Source organism: Massilia sp. Mn16-1_5 (genome assembly GCF_004798585.1).
Classification (GTDB): Bacteria; Pseudomonadota; Gammaproteobacteria; order Burkholderiales; family Burkholderiaceae_D; genus Telluria.
Genome location: NZ_PPXQ01000010.1, coordinates 104715 through 118986, shown reverse-complemented (window position 1 = coordinate 118986; position 14272 = coordinate 104715). Strand labels below are relative to the sequence as shown.

Below are 14272 nucleotides of genomic sequence, written 5' to 3'. Positions count from 1 at the left end.
GGTACTGGCTCCGATGTCGCACTCGACGATCTTAAGGGTACGTATCACCGCGCGGGCATGCCCGCCCTACGGTGCACGTCTGCCTGAGGCGAGATCACCCGCCGTGGCCGGCGTATGTCCGAGCCACTTCCCCACCAGCGCCAGGCCGGCAATCAGGTAGGCTAATCCACCCGGCACCCACATGATCAAGCCGCCGAGCTGCTGGTCTTCCAGCGCATCCATCCCGAACGCCTCGCCGGCGCCGAGGTAGCTCGGATACCAGACGATCCCCGACCAGGTCAGCAGCGCGCCCAGTGCGCCCGTATGCGCCATGGTCGTGAAGATGTAGAGCATGGATAGCCCACGCTGCGGCCGGAAGCTGCCGTCGCCCAGCACGGCCCACCAGAACAGCAGCGCCGAGCCGAGGAAGCTCACGTGCTGCAGGGTGTGGATGGCGTTGCTGTGCAGCGCCGCCTCGAAGAACAGCGGCGCATGCCACAGCCACAGCACGGCCGCATGGAAGATCCAGGCGAACAGGGGCAAGGTGAGCACTGTCCATGCCGTTTGCACCGGCCCCGTACGCACGGCCGCGCCGACCGGACGGCGCCAGCCCGGCGGCAGGCCCCACATCCACAGAGCGAACGGACGCGCCAGCACCAGCAGCGGCGCGGCCACGATCATCATCGCCTCGTGCTGCAGCATGTGGGCCGAGAACAGGCGCGTGCCCAGCGCGTCCAGCGGCGAGACCAGCGCCGCCACCAGGGATAACCAGCCGACCAGGAAGCACCATGCCTGCAGCCGCAGGCGCGCGCGCCCTTCCCCCGACTTGCGCCACAGGCGCACCAGGCCGACGCCGTAGAGCAGCGCGGACAGGCCGAGGCAGATCACGACCCAGGGTTCGAAACTCCAGCCCAGCTGCGGCGTCACGGGCGCGGCGACGTCGTGCGCCTGCGCCGCGCCCGCGCTCAACAATACGATCAACAATGCGGGCAGCGCCCGGATCATGCGATACATGGCGACACCATGAACACCGGCAGCCATTCGGCCAGCACCACCAGCGTCGACAGCAGCCCGCACAGGGTCGCGACCTGGCTCAGGAAGCGGCGCCGCGCCTGTTCCGGCGCTTCCTGCGGCCCGGCCAGCGTGCGCGCCCGTTGCCAGTTCAGGTACGCACCGAAGGTGACCATCAGGCAGGCCAGCAGGCTGGCGATCGAGACGAGGTGCAGCGTCGTCACGTCCTGCTGCGCGCAGCTGGGCGTGACCAGCGCATAGGCGACGGCGGCATTGCCGAGGGCGATCGAAGGGGAAAGCAGCAGTGCGGGCCAGTTCGGCATGGCGGTCCCTCCGCGCCTACAGGCGCGCTCCCCAGTAGATGACGGCATAGATCGGCAGCCAGCTGCCGACCACGAAGTACCAATACAGGGCGTTCTCGCTGACGTCGACGAAGCGCTTGCCCTCGAGCGGTCCCGTGAACATCAGCACGGCCAGCACCGCGGTGTCGATCGTGTCCGTGATCAGGTGGGTGGTGTGCAGCGCCAGCAGCATCCAGACGACGGAGCCGTAGGCATTCGCATCCCAGCGCGTGTTCAGCGTGGCGAACTCGAAGATGCGCACCACGAGGAAGGCCAGCGCGAAGCCCAGGCAGGCCAGCAGCCACCAGCGTGCATGCTGCCTGCGTTCGCGCTCGGCGGCGCGCTTGGCCAGCTGGTTCGGCACCATGCTGGCCAGCAGGATCACGGTGTTGATGCTGCCCCACAGCAGGTCGGGCGGCGGATCGACGGGCCAGGTCGGCGAGTGGCTGCGCAGGTAGAAATATACGACCACGGTGATGGCGAAGACGGTCCCTTCGATCAGCATCAGCCCCATGGTCCCCCACCACATCATGCTGTGCGCGCCGAACACATAGGTCGGCAGGCGCCCCACATTGATGTCCTGGCTCGGGATGCGGGTGTCGTTCATGGCTTGACCTCGCGTTCGAGGTTCATCTGCGTCGCCTTGCGTTTGGGCCAGAACCAGACAATCAGCGGCGGCGTGCAGAGCACGGCGCCCCAGACCACGGCCCAGGGCGTGAAGATCGAGCCGACGAACAGCACCGTGACCGCGACCGCCGACACGAAGGGCCAGATGCTCGACTCCGGCATCACCGCGCGGTGGTTCGGCACGGCGTCGAGCACGCTCGTGACCAGCACTTCGCGGCGGTCGTCGGCCAGGCCGCGCACGACGCCGGCCACGCCGCCCGGGCTCCACAACGGGAAGCGCGAGGCCACCACGACAGGCTGGGCGAAGTTGCCGGGTGCGGGCGGCGAGGCCGTGGCCCACTCGAGCGTGCCGGCTCCCCACGGATCCGCGCCGGCGACCTCGCCGCGGCGCCGGCTCACCAGCACGTTGATCACGAATAGCAGGATGCCGACCGCAAGGATAACGGCGCCGATGCTCGATATCAGGTTCAGCATGTTCCAGCCCATCTCGGCCGGATAGGTGTAGACGCGGCGCGGCATGCCGCGCAAGCCGGCGATGTGCATCGGGAAGAAGGCGACGTTGAAACCCACGAACATCAGCCAGAAGTTCCATTTACCCAGGCGCTCGCTCATCAGGCGCCCCGTAAATTTCGGGAACCAGTAATAAAAGGCGCCGAACAGCGGGAACACGGCGCCACCGATCAGCACGTAGTGCAGGTGGGCGACGACGAAGAAGGTATCGTGCACCTGCAGGTCGAGCGAGACGGATGCGAGCATGATGCCGGTCAGGCCGCCGATCGTCAGGATGAAGAAGAAGGACAGCGCGAACAGCATCGGCGTGCGGAAGTTCAAACGGCCCGCCCACAGGGTCGCGATCCAGCAGAAGATCTGGGCCGCGGTCGGGATCGCGATCATGGCGCTGGCGGCAGTGAAGAAGCTTTTGCCGAGTTCCGGCACGTTGGTCGCGAACATGTGGTGCACCCACAGGCTGAAGGCGAGGAAGGCGGTGGCGATCACCGCCAGCACCATGACCGGATAGCCGTAGATCGGGCGCCGCGCGAAAGTGGCGATGATCGAGGACATGAAGCCGAGCGGCGGGATGAAGATCAGGTAGACCTCGGGGTGGCCGAAGAACCAGAACAGGTGCTGCCACAGCAGGACGTCGCCGCCTTCAGCCGGATTGTAGAAGTGCGTGCCCACCAGGCGGTCCGTGATCAGCGCGGTACTGGCCAGCATCACCGAAGGCATGGCGAACATGACCATGAAGGAGGTCACCAGCATGGTCCACACGAAGAGCGGCATGCGGTTCAGGGTCATGCCGGGCGTGCGCATCTTAAAAATGGTGGTGATCAGGATCACCGCTTCCAGCAGGCCGGAGAGTTCGGTGTAGGTGATCAGCTGGGCCCAGAAGTCCATGCGCTTGCCGGGCGAGTACTCGGGTCCGGCCAGCGGCGGATAGGCGAACCAGCCGGCGTCGGGGCCGATGTCGAGGATGAAGGCGATGTACAGCATCAGGCCGCCGAACAGGAAGATCCAGTAGGCGAAGGCGTTCATGCGCGGGAAGGCGATGCCGCGCGAGCCGATCATCAGCGGCACCAGGTAGGTCGCCACCGCCTGCATCACCGGCACGGCGAACAGGAACATCATGGTGGTGCCGTGCATGGTGAACAGCTGGTTGTAGAAGTCCGGGCCCACCAGCTTGTTCTCGGGGCGCGCCAGCTGCAGGCGGATGATCATCGCCAGTACCCCGCCTGCGGCGAAGAAGCCCATGGTCGTAAGCATGAAGCGGATGCTGATGGTCTTGTGGTTGATCGCGGACAGCCAGCCGATCAGGCCCGGCGGGTCGCTCCAGCTGCGGTCCAGCACGGGATTGTTCGCGTCGGCGCTCATTTCAGCGTCTCCAGGTAAGCCATCAGCGCATTCAGGTCCTGTGCCGACAGGGGCGTGGGGGGCATGTTCGCGCCTTTCTTGAAGCGTTGCGGATCAAGGATCCAGGCGGCCAGGTATTGCCGCGTGTTGGGCAGCGTGCCGGACGCGATCATGCTGCGGCTGGCAAGGTGGGTCAGGTCGGGACCGAGCCGGGCGCCGGCCTCGGTGCCGGCGATGGTGTGGCACATGGCGCAGGTGCTGCGCATGAAGACGGCCAGGCCCTGCTTCTGCAGCTCGGTGACGGGGGCCGGTGCCGGCTGGCGCTGGCGCGCGGCCCAGGCTTCATAAACCTCGGGCGGATCGGCGACGACGGTGAAGGCCATCAGCGCGTGCTCGAAGCCGCAGAACTCGGCGCACTGGCCGCGATAGACGCCCGGCTTGTCGGCCCGGAAGTGCAGCAGCGCCGTGCGGCCGGGGATCAGGTCCTTCTTGCCGTGCAGGCTGGGCGCCCAGAAGCTGTGGATCACGTCGGCGCTGTTCAGTTTGAGGATCACCGGCTTGCCGGCCGGGACGTGGATCTCGTTGGCGGTGCTGAACATGCGCGAGGGCTCGTCGTCGAGGTAGCGCACGCCCCACCACCACAGGTGGCCGGTGACTTCGATGCGCACCGCGTCTTTCAAGGGCAGGTGCGCCAGTCTCCGCTCGGTGACGAAGTCGGCGACGATCAGCACGACCAGCAGGATCGTCGACACGGCCACGCCGATCACGACCGGGCGGCGCAGCTTCGGCTCGGGCTGGTCGAGCACGGCCACGTCGGGCGCCGTCCGCTCCTTGCTGCGCGGGGCGCGCCAGATCGCATACAGGAAGGCGGCCAGCACGGCCGCGAACACCAGTGTGCAGACCAGCAGCGTCAGGCGCCACAGGTCGTGGATCGCCAGCGCCTGCACGCCGTGGGGCTCGAGCGCATTCTGCGCCGGCGCCGCGGCCAGCGCGCTCGATGCCGCCAATAACAGAAGAGAAGCGAGTGCGCGCACGGTCATCCCTTCGGCGCGGCCGCCGCATCGGACGCGTCCTTCGGTTCTTCCTTCTCGCGCCGGCCTTCCGGCGGCGTGCTCTGGAACTCGTCGCTGCGCGAGGGTGCGGCATCGACGCCGACCTGCCCGCTCATCGAACGCACATAGGCCACCAGCTGCCATACCTGCTCGTTGGTGAGATGGCCGCCGAAGGCCGGCATGCCGTTCGGGCGGCCCTGCACGATGGTGGCGTAGATGTTTTCCGGCTCGCTGCCGTAGTTCCACTTGTCGTCCATCAGGGCCGGCCCCATGCCGCCCCCGCCCTGCCCGTGGCAACCGCTGCAGTTGAATTTGCGGAACAGCGTCTTGCCTTGCGAGAGCGCGTAGGCGTTCTCTTCGTACTGGTTCGAGACGCCGGGCGGCGCCGCTTTCTGGCCCGGCTCGATCTCGCTCAGGCGCACATTCGACTCCGTCGGTGGCGACGGCGGCGCCGGGTCGGGGCGTTCCTCGCGATAGCAGCCGGCCAGGCTTGCCAGCAGCAGCATCGATAGCACGGTCGTCTTCATCGCCCCTCCCCTGCCGCCGCATCGGTGCGCGGCACGTGGTAGGCGGCCAGGATGGCGTCGATGTCGCGCCGCCGGCGTTCCAGCACGCCGTCGAGTTCGGCCAGCAGCGCCTGGTTGCCGCGCTTGACGCCCAGCGCCACGGAAAATTCGAAGGGTTCCGGCGTGCCGGCGGGCGCGCGCGCGATGCTGATTGCCAGCGGTTGATGAGCGCGCGCGGCGAAGTAGCCGGCTTGCGGTCCCCATACCAGCGCGGCATCGATGGCGCCGGCGTCCAGCGCGTCGACCATGAGCTGCGCGGCAGGACCGTCGCCGAAGATGGTGAAGCCGGTGACGTTGGCGGTGGCCCCGGCACGCGCCAGCGCGTGGCCGGCCGGCGTGGCCGCCATGTCGTTGCCGATCAGCTGGACGCCGATGCGGCGCTGGCGGATGGCGGGGTCGGCGAAACCGGGCACCGCTTCGCCGGCGCGCGTCACGAACACGTAGCTGGATCGGTAGTAAGGCCGCGTGGTGCTGACGCGCTCAAAATCGGCCGGCACGCCGATCAGGACGTCGCACATGCCGGCGCCCAGCGTGCGGCGCACGAAGCCGCGGCGCTGCGGCCACCAGTCGTAGGCGAGTTTGGCATGCAGGTCCTGCGCGATCAATTCGGCGATCTTGTTCTCGAAGCCGGCGCCCGCCTCGTTCGAATACGGTAAATTGTCGGGGTCGGCGCAGACGCGCAGCAGGCGCTCCTCGGCCTGTGCGCCGCCGGCCAGCGCCAGCACGGCGGCCAGCAGCACCAGCTTACGGCAGGGCGAAGACATACAGCATCCCTCCCTTGGCGGTGTACTTCGGCAGGTCCTTCGTCAGGTTGACCATGCCGTTGGCGCCCGTGCCGTCGCGCGGATCGATCTCGCCCGAGACGATGGTGCCGGCCCAGCCGCCGATCCCCGACAGCACCGCGACGTACTGCTTGCCGTCCGGCCCGCGGTAGGACACCGGTTGGCCGATGATGCCCGAGCCGACCTTGTACTGCCACAGCAGCTTGCCGGTCTTCGCGTCGAGGCCCTTGAACCAGCCGTCCATGGTGCCGTAGAAGACGACGTCGCCGGCGGTGGCAAGCGCGCCGCTCCAGACCGGGAAGTTCTCCTTGATGCTCCACACCTTCTTTTGCGCGACCGGGTCCCAGGCCGCGAACTCGCCGCGGTGGCCGCCCGGCCCGGCGTACTGTTCGAGGCTGGCGCCCACATAGGGCGTGCCGGAGATGTAGCTGGTCTCGAAGGTCTGCGCATCCTGGCAGATGTTCTGCATCGGCAGGTAGAGCAGCTTCGTGCGCGGCGACCAGCTCGACGGCTGCCAGTCCTTGGCGCCCGAGGAGGCCGGACAGATGTCGCGCACCGTCTTGCCCGCAGTGGGGTCCTTGGCCGGGTTGTAGACCAGTTTGCCGGTCTCGAGGTCGACGCGGGTGCTGGTCGTGATCGCCGCATACGGCGTGGCCGAGAGCACCTGGCCGCTGGCGCGATCGAGCACGTACAGGTAGCCGTTACGGTCCGGGTGCAGGATCACCTTGCGCTGCCTGCCTTTGATGGGAATCTCGGCCAGCACGTTCTCGTTGACGCCGTCGTAGTCGTGCAGGTCGTGCGGGCTCCACTGGTAGTACCAGACAGCCTCGCCGGTGTCGGGTTTACGGGCGAAGATCCCGGAAGTCCACTTGTTGTCGCCGGGGCGCTGCTCGGGATTCCAGGGTCCCGGGTTGCCGGTGCCGTAGTAGACGAGATCGGTCTCGGGATCGTAGGTAATGAAACCCCAGACGGTGCCGCCGCCGATCTTCCAGCCGTCGCCGGGCCAGCTGCGCATACCGAGGTCCTTGCCGCGGTCCTGAGCATAGAAGGGCTTGAAGGCGGGGCCGATCAGCACGTCCTTGTCGGGACCGGTACTCCAGGCACGCCAGGCAATCTTGCCCGTGGCGGCATCCAGCGCCGTGAGCCAGCCGCGCACACCCAACTCTCCGCCGCTGTTCCCGACCAGGACCTTGCCCTTGACGACGATCGGCGCCATGGTCATGGTCTCGCCTTTCTCGATGCTGCCGAGCTTCGTGCGCCACAGCTCCTTGCCGGTCCTGGCGTCGAGCGCGATGGTGTTCATGTCGAGCGTGTTGAAGAACAGCTTGCCGTCGGAGTAGACCACGCCGCGGTTGACCACGTCGCAGCAGGCCACGCCCTGGCTGCTGGCGGCCGGCTTGGGATCGAACTTCCACTTCTGTGGCGCGCCCGGCTTGGTGAGGTCGAGCGCGTAGACCAGGTTCGGATACGGAGTCACGATGAACATCGTGTTGTCCGCCACCACCGGCGCCGCTTCATGGCCGCGCAGCACACCGGTCGAGAAGGTGAAGGCGAGGCTGAGCTTGGGGAGGTTGGCCGGGGTGATCTCGCCCAGCGGACTGAAACGCGTGTTGCCGTAATCGCGCGCCGCCATGTGCCATTCGCCTTCGGGCTCGGCGGCCGGGACAGGCGCCGGCATCAGGTTCGATACAAGAAAAACGGCTGCAAGAAACGGCTTCATTACCTGCCCTGTCGGTGGTTCGTTAGATGTCTTTACAGGAAATTGTAATGAGGTGTAGGGGCGCTCAATGTGCGCTACTTAACTCTGCCGTAGCGAAACTTGCACATCATATACAGGTTTTCTATCGGTGCATGAAAGGCGATTTCAGGGACAGTATCCGCGGGCGCCCCCAGCAAAGGAGAGGACCGGCGGCGCCGGTGTAGCTCGTCCCGCTTTTTTTCTACATGAGAGATCGTTAGCGGCCTTTTCAATACCAAAAGTCGCACTAGGATGGACATTGTGATTAGCGCTCGAGGCCGTCAACACACTGCGCACTACACGATGAGCGCAAGCACATGGGGAGCAGCACCAATATCAAGAACTTGCTGAAGGAAATGCTCATGAACCTCTCGCTGTTGACCGGCACGCCCAATCCAGCCCGCCGGATGCTACTCAAGGGCGGCAGCGCCGCCGGCGCACTGACCCTTGCCCACGATGCCCTGATGCCACGGCCAAGCAATGCGCAGACCGCCACGCCGCACCTGGATCCCTTTCTCGACCCGTTGCCGATCCCGCCGATCGCGCGGCCGACCGTCCTGTCGCCGCCGCCGGGACGCCTGCCGGTCGCGGGCGAAGCGGGACGCGCCGAACATCAGCGCTTCGAAGAGTTTTATCCCGAAGTGCAGTACGAGATCCACGTGAAGGAGACGAAATACCGCTACCACAGCCAGTTGCCGGAGGAAACGGTATGGGCCTACAACGGCTCGATACCCGGACCGACCTTCATCGCCCGTGCCGGGGTGCCGGGGGTGGTGCGCTTTCGCAACGCGCTGCCGCAAACCCACGTGGGCTACGGCTCGCCCGAGATCAGCATCCACCTGCACAGCGGCCACGTCGGCCCGGCCTCGGACGGCTTCGCTTCCGACTACTACAGCGCCTACAAGGCGGGACCGACGCTGAGCCGTCCCGGCGCCTTCCTCGACTACCATTACCCGAACACTCCGCCCAACAAGGATGCGCGCGAAGTCACCGGCACCCTGTGGTACCACGACCACCGCGAGGACTACACGGCGGCCAATGTCTATCGCGGCCTGGCCGGCTTCTACCTGGGCTTCGACGATCTCGACACGGGTGACGAGACCACCGGCCTGAAGCTGCCGGCCGGCGTGGGACGCTACGACATTCCTCTGCTGCTGCAGGATAAGCGCTTTGATTCCGGCGGCAACCTGTTTTTCGACCAGCTCAGCCCGGAAGGCTTTTTGGGCAACCATTTTCTCGTCAACGGCAAGGTCCAGCCCTATTTCAAGGTCGAAGGCCGCAAATACCGTTTCCGCCTGCTGAACGGCAGCATGGCACGCTACTTCGAGATGGTGCTGGCCGATGCGGGCGACCGCGACCAGCCCTTCACCTTCATCGGCAGCGACGGCAACCTGCTCGAGCGTCCCTTGACGCTGAAGAAAATCCTGCTGGGGATGGCCGAACGGGCCGACATCATCGTCGACTTCTCGCGCTTCGCTCCCGGCACCAGGCTGTATCTGGTGAACCGGATGCTGCAGACCGATCCGCGCAGGCCCGAGCTGCAGCAGCTGCGCCCGGGCATCCGCATGCTGCGTTTCGAAGTGGGCGAAAAGACCGAGGACAGGAGCGTCATCCCCGCCTTCCTGCGCCCGCTCTCGCCCGCTCCCTTCAACGGCTCGACCAGGAGACGCTCGTGGGTATTCGAACGCACGAACGGGCAATGGGCGATCAACGGCAAGTTCTTCGACCATGACCGGATCGACGCGAAGCCCCGGCAGGACGTGGCCGAGATCTGGCGCCTGGAGACGAAAGGCGGCTGGGCGCATCCGATCCACGTCCACCTCGACGATTTCCGCATCCTGTCCTACAACGGCAAGCCGCCGCCGCCCGAGTGGGCCGGCCGTAAGGACACGATCTCGCTGCTGCCTGGCGTAACGGCGGAGATCCTGGTCGAGTTCCGCGACTTCAACGGCAGATACATGATGCACTGCCATCATCACATGCACGAAGACCATGCGATGATGATCCGCTTCGACATCCAGCCGCCCAACCCATGACGCAGGGGAGCCGACATGAACGCCAAACGCATGCTGTTGAAAACGACGCTGGCCGGCGCCCTGCTACCCGTCGCCACCGCGGCACAGGCGCGCCCGGCGCGCAGCGGACAGGCCGCCAGCGCCTTTCCGAACGCGGCGCTGCAAACCCACCAGGGCAGAACGATCCATTTCTACGATGACGCGGTGCGTGGAAACAGGGTCGTCGTCTTCAACATGATGTACACCAGTTGCCTGAACATCTGTCCGCCGAATACGGCCAACCTGATGCAGGTGCAGCGCCTGCTGGGCGAGCGGATGGGGCGCGACGTGTTCTTCTACTCGCTGACGCTGCAGCCCGAGATCGACCGCCCGCCGGCCCTGCAGGCCTATGCCAGGCGCTATGGCCTCGCGCCCGGCTGGACCCTGCTGACCGGGCAGCGCCGGGATGTCGACGCCATCCGCCGTACGCTGGGATTCTTCGATCCCGATCCCGCGGTCGATGCGGATCTCGCCCAGCACACGGGCATGGTCCGCATCGGCAACCAGGCACTCGATCGCTGGTCGATGATGCCCTCGCTGCTGTCGCCGGCAAAGCTGGCCAGGTCGATCGCCGAGCTTGCCGGATAAGGCCGGCCGCGCACGCGGGACGGCCCCGCGTGCGCATTAGCGTTCGCGCACCAGCTTGAACTCGACGGCGCGCTTGTTATAGTCAGCCACGGATTGCCGCACATAGCGCGTCAGCGCATCGCCACTCAAGGCGAAGGGATACAGGCCGGCCTCGACGCGCATCCTGGCGAAGGCGGGCTGCGCCCCGATGCCGTCGAAGGCGGCGACCCAGCGCCGGTAGTCGGCCTCCGGCACGTCCTTGCCCATGTAGACGCCGCGGATCACCGGCCACACGGCGTCAAAACCCTGCTCGCGCGCGGTGGGAACATTGGCCAGCGCGCCGGGGAGGCGGTGCTCCGACAGCACCGCCAGCACCCGCACCTTGCCCGAGCCGGCATTCAGCAGGGCTTCCGAGGTGTCGCCCGAGATGGCCTGCACATGGCCCGCATCCATCGCCACGAACTGCTCGCCGCCTCCCTCCAATGCCACGAAGCGCATCTTTCTCGGGTCGAAGCCGGCCTGGCGCACCAGCAGCGCCATCTTCATCCAGTCCTGGCTGCCGATGGTGCCCGACATGCCGATCAGCACCCGCTTCGGATCGCGCCTGATCGCATCGATCAGCTCGCGCAGCGTGCGGTAGGGGGAGTTGGCGGGCACGGCGACCATGCCGTAGTCGGTGGCGAAGGCCGCGACCCAGCGCACGTCGTCGACGCTGGCCTTGCCGAATTTTCCGCGCGCGAGGTTCAGCACCGAGCCGCCGGAAAACGCGACCAGGGTGTCGGCTTCGGCGCGGCGCTGCGACACCAGGGTATGCCAGGCCACGGCGCCGACGCCGCCCGGCAGGTAGCGCAGCGTCAGGTCCGCCGCGGGAAAAGCGTGTTGCCGCGTCTTGCCAGGCAGGTCGTGCACGGCGTGCTGCGCCAGCTTGCAGGTCAGGTCCATGGCGCCGCCCGGCTTGGAGGGCACCAGGCATTGCGCCTCGTTGGCTTGCATGGCGGCGGCTTGCAGGCAGGCCAGCGCCAGCATCGGCATCAGGAAGGGACGCAGGAGGGATCGCGGGATGTTCACGGTGCCATGATAGCCCCTGCCCCGCTCCGGCGCACGGCGCACCCGAAGCGTGCGTTGTACGGCTGTTTTGAAAGCTGATTGAAAGCTCCGCGCGCATATAGTTCGCGCTGATAAGAGCAATACACATCCGTGATAACGCTGCGTTTTGTAGTACGCCCGCCTGTCCTCGCAAGGGGAAGGCGCCGTCCCTGAGGAGAAGACAATGTTGACCGCCCTGGCCTATTCCATGATCGTCGTGTTCATGTTCCTGATCATGACCAAGCGCCTGCCGGCCCTGGTCGCGCTGATCGTCGTCCCGATCGCCTTCGGGCTGATCGGCGGCTTCGGCGCGGAACTCGGACCGATGATGCTTACCGGGATCAAGAACCTGGCGCCGACCGGCGTCATGCTGATGTTCGCCATCCTGTACTTCGGCGTCATGATCGACGCCGGCCTGTTCGATCCCGTCGTGCGCCGCATCCTGGCACTGGTGAAGGGCGACCCGATGAAGATCGTGGTCGGCACGGCGGCACTGGCGATGTGCATCTCGCTCGACGGCGACGGCGCCACCACCTACATGATCACGGTCGCCGCCATGCTGCCGCTGTACCAGCGCCTCGGCATGAGCCGCCTGATCCTCGCCTGCGTCATCATGCTGGCGGGCGGCGTGTTCAACATCCTGCCCTGGGGCGGCCCGACGGCGCGCGCCGCCAGTGCGCTCGGCGTGGACGTGGGCGAGATCTTCGTGCCGATGATCCTGCCGATGGCCGTCACCGCGGGCTGGGTCCTGTTCGTCGCCTACGTGCTGGGCAAGCGCGAACGCAAGCGCCTCGGCGTGCTGGAGCTCGATGCGCCGCAGGCTGCCAACGACAGCGTCCTCAATCCGGCGCTGGTCGAGGTGGAAGCCGCCGGCCAGAAGGACGGCACCACCGGCCAGTGGATTGCGCAGGCCGGCGCCGCGGGCGCACCTGTCGCCGGCATGGCTGCAACTGGCGGCTTCGTCGAGCGCCGCGCATCGGCCCCGGCGCCGCATGTGGCGGGCAGCATTTCCACGGGCGGCGTTGACGCCGGCATCAGCGCATCGAAATCGGCAACCGCACGTCCGAAACTGATCTGGGTGAACTTCGCCCTGACCGTTCTGCTCCTGGGCTTGCTGATCAAGGGCGCCCTACCCCTGCCGGCCCTGTTCATGATCTTCTTCGCGGTCGCCATCATGATCAACTATCCGAAGCTGGAAGACCAGAAGGAGCGCATCGCGGAACACGCCGCCAACGTGGTGCCGGTGGTCTCGCTGATCTTCGCGGCAGGTATTTTCGTCGGCATCCTGCAGGGTACGAAGATGGTGGACGCGATCGCCACCAGCGTCATCGCCGCCGTGCCGGCCTGGATGGGCCCCTACATGGCGATCGTCACCGGCGTGCTGAGCATCCCGTTCACCTTCTTCATCTCGAACGACGCGTTTTACTTCGGCGTGGTGCCGATCCTGGCCAAGGCGGCCGCCGTCTATGGCATCAGCGCCGCCGAAATCGGCCGCGCCTCGATCATCGGCCAGCCGGTGCACCTGCTCAGCCCATTGGTGGCCTCGACCTATCTGCTGGTCGGCATGTCGAAGATCGAGTTCGGCGATCACCAGCGCTATACGCTGATCTGGTCGATCTCGGCCTCGCTGGTCATGCTGGTCGCGGCGCTCGTGTTCGGCGTGATTCCTTTCGTGGGCGGCTGAACACCGCATCGTCCCATTCCGGGTGCTCGCCGAGCTTCTCGACGAGATAATCGATGAATACCCGGACCTTCGGCGGCAGGAAGCGGTTCTCCAGCCAGACCGCATACAGCCGGCCGCCGAAGCTTCCTTCCACCAGCCACTCCGGCAGCAGCCGCACGGCCTCGCCGCGGCGGATATCCTCTCCCACCACATAGCTCGGCAACAAGGCGATGCCGCCGCCGCGCAGCATCGCCAGGCGCAGCGCCGGGCTGCTGTTGGCACACAGCGCGCTGGCCACGTTCACGCTTTGCTTGATCCCTTCCCGTTCGAACTGCCACTGCGCCGGCGCGCCCGAGGTGCCGAAGGTCAGGCAGCGATGCTTGCCCAGGTCTGCGATATCGGCCGGGGTGCCGTGCTGTTCCAGGTAGGCGGGCGAGGCGGCCAGCACGTAGCGGATCGGCGCGATCGGCCGCGCGACCGCGCTTTGCAGGTCGATACGCGCCGCCATGCGCAGGGCGACGTCGATGTTTTCTTCGACCAGGTCGACATACCGGTCGGTCATCGACAGCACGACGCGGATGTCCGGATAGCGCGCCATGAAGTCGGGCAGCAGGCCGGCAAGATAGGTGTTGCCGAAGGCGAGCGAGGCGCTCACGCGCAGCACACCGCTCGGCCCCGACTGCAGGCCGGCTGCCGTGGCCTCCAGCGCGCGCGCTTCTTCCAGCATGCGCTGCGCGTTCTGGTAGATGGCGGCGCCGGCTTCGGTGAGGCCGAGCTTGCGCGTGGAGCGATTCAGGAGCTTGGCGTGCAGCGTCTTTTCCAGGCGCGCCACCTGCTTGCTGATGTTGGCCTTGGTCGTACCCATCTGGCGCGCGGCCTCGGAAAAGGATCCAAGCTCGACGACCCGGACGAAGGCCCATATGTCGGTGAAGTCGCGTGGCTGCATCTCGCTCATCGT

At 66.5% G+C, this 14272-nt stretch carries 13 protein-coding genes; 3 read left to right on the top strand and 10 right to left on the bottom strand.

What is annotated here, in order from left to right; all coding sequences use genetic code 11:
• Positions 1-66 precede the first annotated feature (66 nt).
• The 8 genes from C2862_RS13720 to C2862_RS13685 are packed head-to-tail and all read right to left on the bottom strand — an operon-like array spanning position 67 to position 7926.
• Positions 67-993 carry a cytochrome c oxidase assembly protein gene (locus C2862_RS13720; protein WP_307723543.1) on the bottom strand — a complete coding sequence of 309 codons (927 nt, stop codon included), beginning with the start codon at positions 991-993 and terminating at the stop codon, positions 67-69.
• Positions 981-1313 carry a hypothetical protein gene (locus tag C2862_RS13715; protein WP_136220690.1) on the bottom strand — a complete coding sequence of 111 codons (333 nt, stop codon included), beginning with the start codon at positions 1311-1313 and terminating at the stop codon, positions 981-983. Before C2862_RS13715 ends, C2862_RS13720 begins: the two co-directional genes overlap by 13 nt.
• A 16-nt stretch (positions 1314-1329) precedes the next feature.
• Complete coding sequence (locus C2862_RS13710) at positions 1330-1938, bottom strand: cytochrome c oxidase subunit 3 (RefSeq protein WP_136220689.1); 609 nt, start codon at positions 1936-1938, stop codon at positions 1330-1332.
• Positions 1935-3827 (bottom strand): cytochrome c oxidase subunit I, encoded by a 1893-nt coding sequence (ctaD, locus tag C2862_RS13705; RefSeq protein ID WP_136220688.1) that lies wholly within the window; start codon positions 3825-3827, stop codon positions 1935-1937. Before ctaD ends, C2862_RS13710 begins: the two co-directional genes overlap by 4 nt.
• Positions 3824-4846: a cytochrome c oxidase subunit II gene (coxB, locus tag C2862_RS13700; RefSeq protein ID WP_136220687.1), complete on the bottom strand. Its 1023-nt coding sequence runs from the start codon at positions 4844-4846 to the stop codon at positions 3824-3826. The genes ctaD and coxB overlap by 4 nt, the downstream gene beginning before the upstream one ends.
• A complete protein-coding gene (locus C2862_RS13695) occupies positions 4843-5385 on the bottom strand; it encodes a c-type cytochrome (protein WP_136220686.1) in 543 nt (180 codons plus the stop codon). Before C2862_RS13695 ends, coxB begins: the two co-directional genes overlap by 4 nt.
• Complete coding sequence (locus C2862_RS13690; RefSeq protein WP_136220685.1) at positions 5382-6188, bottom strand: substrate-binding domain-containing protein; 807 nt, start codon at positions 6186-6188, stop codon at positions 5382-5384. The genes C2862_RS13695 and C2862_RS13690 overlap by 4 nt, the downstream gene beginning before the upstream one ends.
• Positions 6169-7926 (bottom strand): methanol/ethanol family PQQ-dependent dehydrogenase, encoded by a 1758-nt coding sequence (locus C2862_RS13685; protein WP_136220684.1) that lies wholly within the window; start codon positions 7924-7926, stop codon positions 6169-6171. The genes C2862_RS13690 and C2862_RS13685 overlap by 20 nt, the downstream gene beginning before the upstream one ends.
• Before the next feature lie 380 nt (positions 7927-8306).
• On the opposite strand from C2862_RS13685, the gene C2862_RS13680 reads away from it, so the two are divergent.
• Positions 8307-9980, top strand: a complete 1674-nt coding sequence (locus C2862_RS13680) for a multicopper oxidase family protein (RefSeq protein ID WP_229467425.1) — start codon at positions 8307-8309, stop codon at positions 9978-9980.
• A 15-nt stretch (positions 9981-9995) separates the two neighbouring features.
• Positions 9996-10586, top strand: a complete 591-nt coding sequence (locus C2862_RS13675; RefSeq protein WP_136220683.1) for an SCO family protein — start codon at positions 9996-9998, stop codon at positions 10584-10586.
• Positions 10587-10622: 36 nt separating this feature from the next.
• Here C2862_RS13675 and C2862_RS13670 read toward each other — a convergent pair whose 3' ends face one another.
• Positions 10623-11597, bottom strand: coding sequence for a tripartite tricarboxylate transporter substrate binding protein (locus C2862_RS13670; RefSeq protein ID WP_210735992.1), 975 nt, complete (start codon positions 11595-11597; stop codon positions 10623-10625).
• Positions 11598-11835: 238 nt separating this feature from the next.
• Between C2862_RS13670 and C2862_RS13665 the strand changes: the two genes are divergently transcribed.
• Positions 11836-13335, top strand: coding sequence for a CitMHS family transporter (locus C2862_RS13665; protein WP_136220682.1), 1500 nt, complete (start codon positions 11836-11838; stop codon positions 13333-13335).
• Here the strand turns inward: C2862_RS13665 and C2862_RS13660 are convergent.
• Positions 13283-14269, bottom strand: coding sequence for a LysR family transcriptional regulator (locus C2862_RS13660; protein ID WP_136220681.1), 987 nt, complete (start codon positions 14267-14269; stop codon positions 13283-13285). The genes C2862_RS13665 and C2862_RS13660 overlap by 53 nt on opposite strands.
• Positions 14270-14272: the final 3 nt, after the last annotated feature.

Excerpts from the sequence above, each read along its gene's own strand:
- C2862_RS13720 (WP_307723543.1), bottom strand. The coding sequence starts at position 993 with ATGTATCGCATGATCCGGGCGCTGCCCGCATTGTTGATCGTATTGTTG.
- C2862_RS13715 (WP_136220690.1), bottom strand. The coding sequence starts at position 1,313 with ATGCCGAACTGGCCCGCACTGCTGCTTTCCCCTTCGATCGCCCTCGGC.
- C2862_RS13710 (WP_136220689.1), bottom strand. The coding sequence starts at position 1,938 with ATGAACGACACCCGCATCCCGAGCCAGGACATCAATGTGGGGCGCCTG.
- ctaD (WP_136220688.1), bottom strand. The coding sequence starts at position 3,827 with ATGAGCGCCGACGCGAACAATCCCGTGCTGGACCGCAGCTGGAGCGAC.
- coxB (WP_136220687.1), bottom strand. The coding sequence starts at position 4,846 with ATGACCGTGCGCGCACTCGCTTCTCTTCTGTTATTGGCGGCATCGAGC.
- C2862_RS13695 (WP_136220686.1), bottom strand. The coding sequence starts at position 5,385 with ATGAAGACGACCGTGCTATCGATGCTGCTGCTGGCAAGCCTGGCCGGC.
- C2862_RS13690 (WP_136220685.1), bottom strand. The coding sequence starts at position 6,188 with ATGTCTTCGCCCTGCCGTAAGCTGGTGCTGCTGGCCGCCGTGCTGGCG.
- C2862_RS13685 (WP_136220684.1), bottom strand. The coding sequence starts at position 7,926 with ATGAAGCCGTTTCTTGCAGCCGTTTTTCTTGTATCGAACCTGATGCCG.
- C2862_RS13680 (WP_229467425.1), top strand. The coding sequence starts at position 8,307 with ATGAACCTCTCGCTGTTGACCGGCACGCCCAATCCAGCCCGCCGGATG.
- C2862_RS13675 (WP_136220683.1), top strand. The coding sequence starts at position 9,996 with ATGAACGCCAAACGCATGCTGTTGAAAACGACGCTGGCCGGCGCCCTG.
- C2862_RS13670 (WP_210735992.1), bottom strand. The coding sequence starts at position 11,597 with ATGCCGATGCTGGCGCTGGCCTGCCTGCAAGCCGCCGCCATGCAAGCC.
- C2862_RS13665 (WP_136220682.1), top strand. The coding sequence starts at position 11,836 with ATGTTGACCGCCCTGGCCTATTCCATGATCGTCGTGTTCATGTTCCTG.
- C2862_RS13660 (WP_136220681.1), bottom strand. The coding sequence starts at position 14,269 with ATGAGCGAGATGCAGCCACGCGACTTCACCGACATATGGGCCTTCGTC.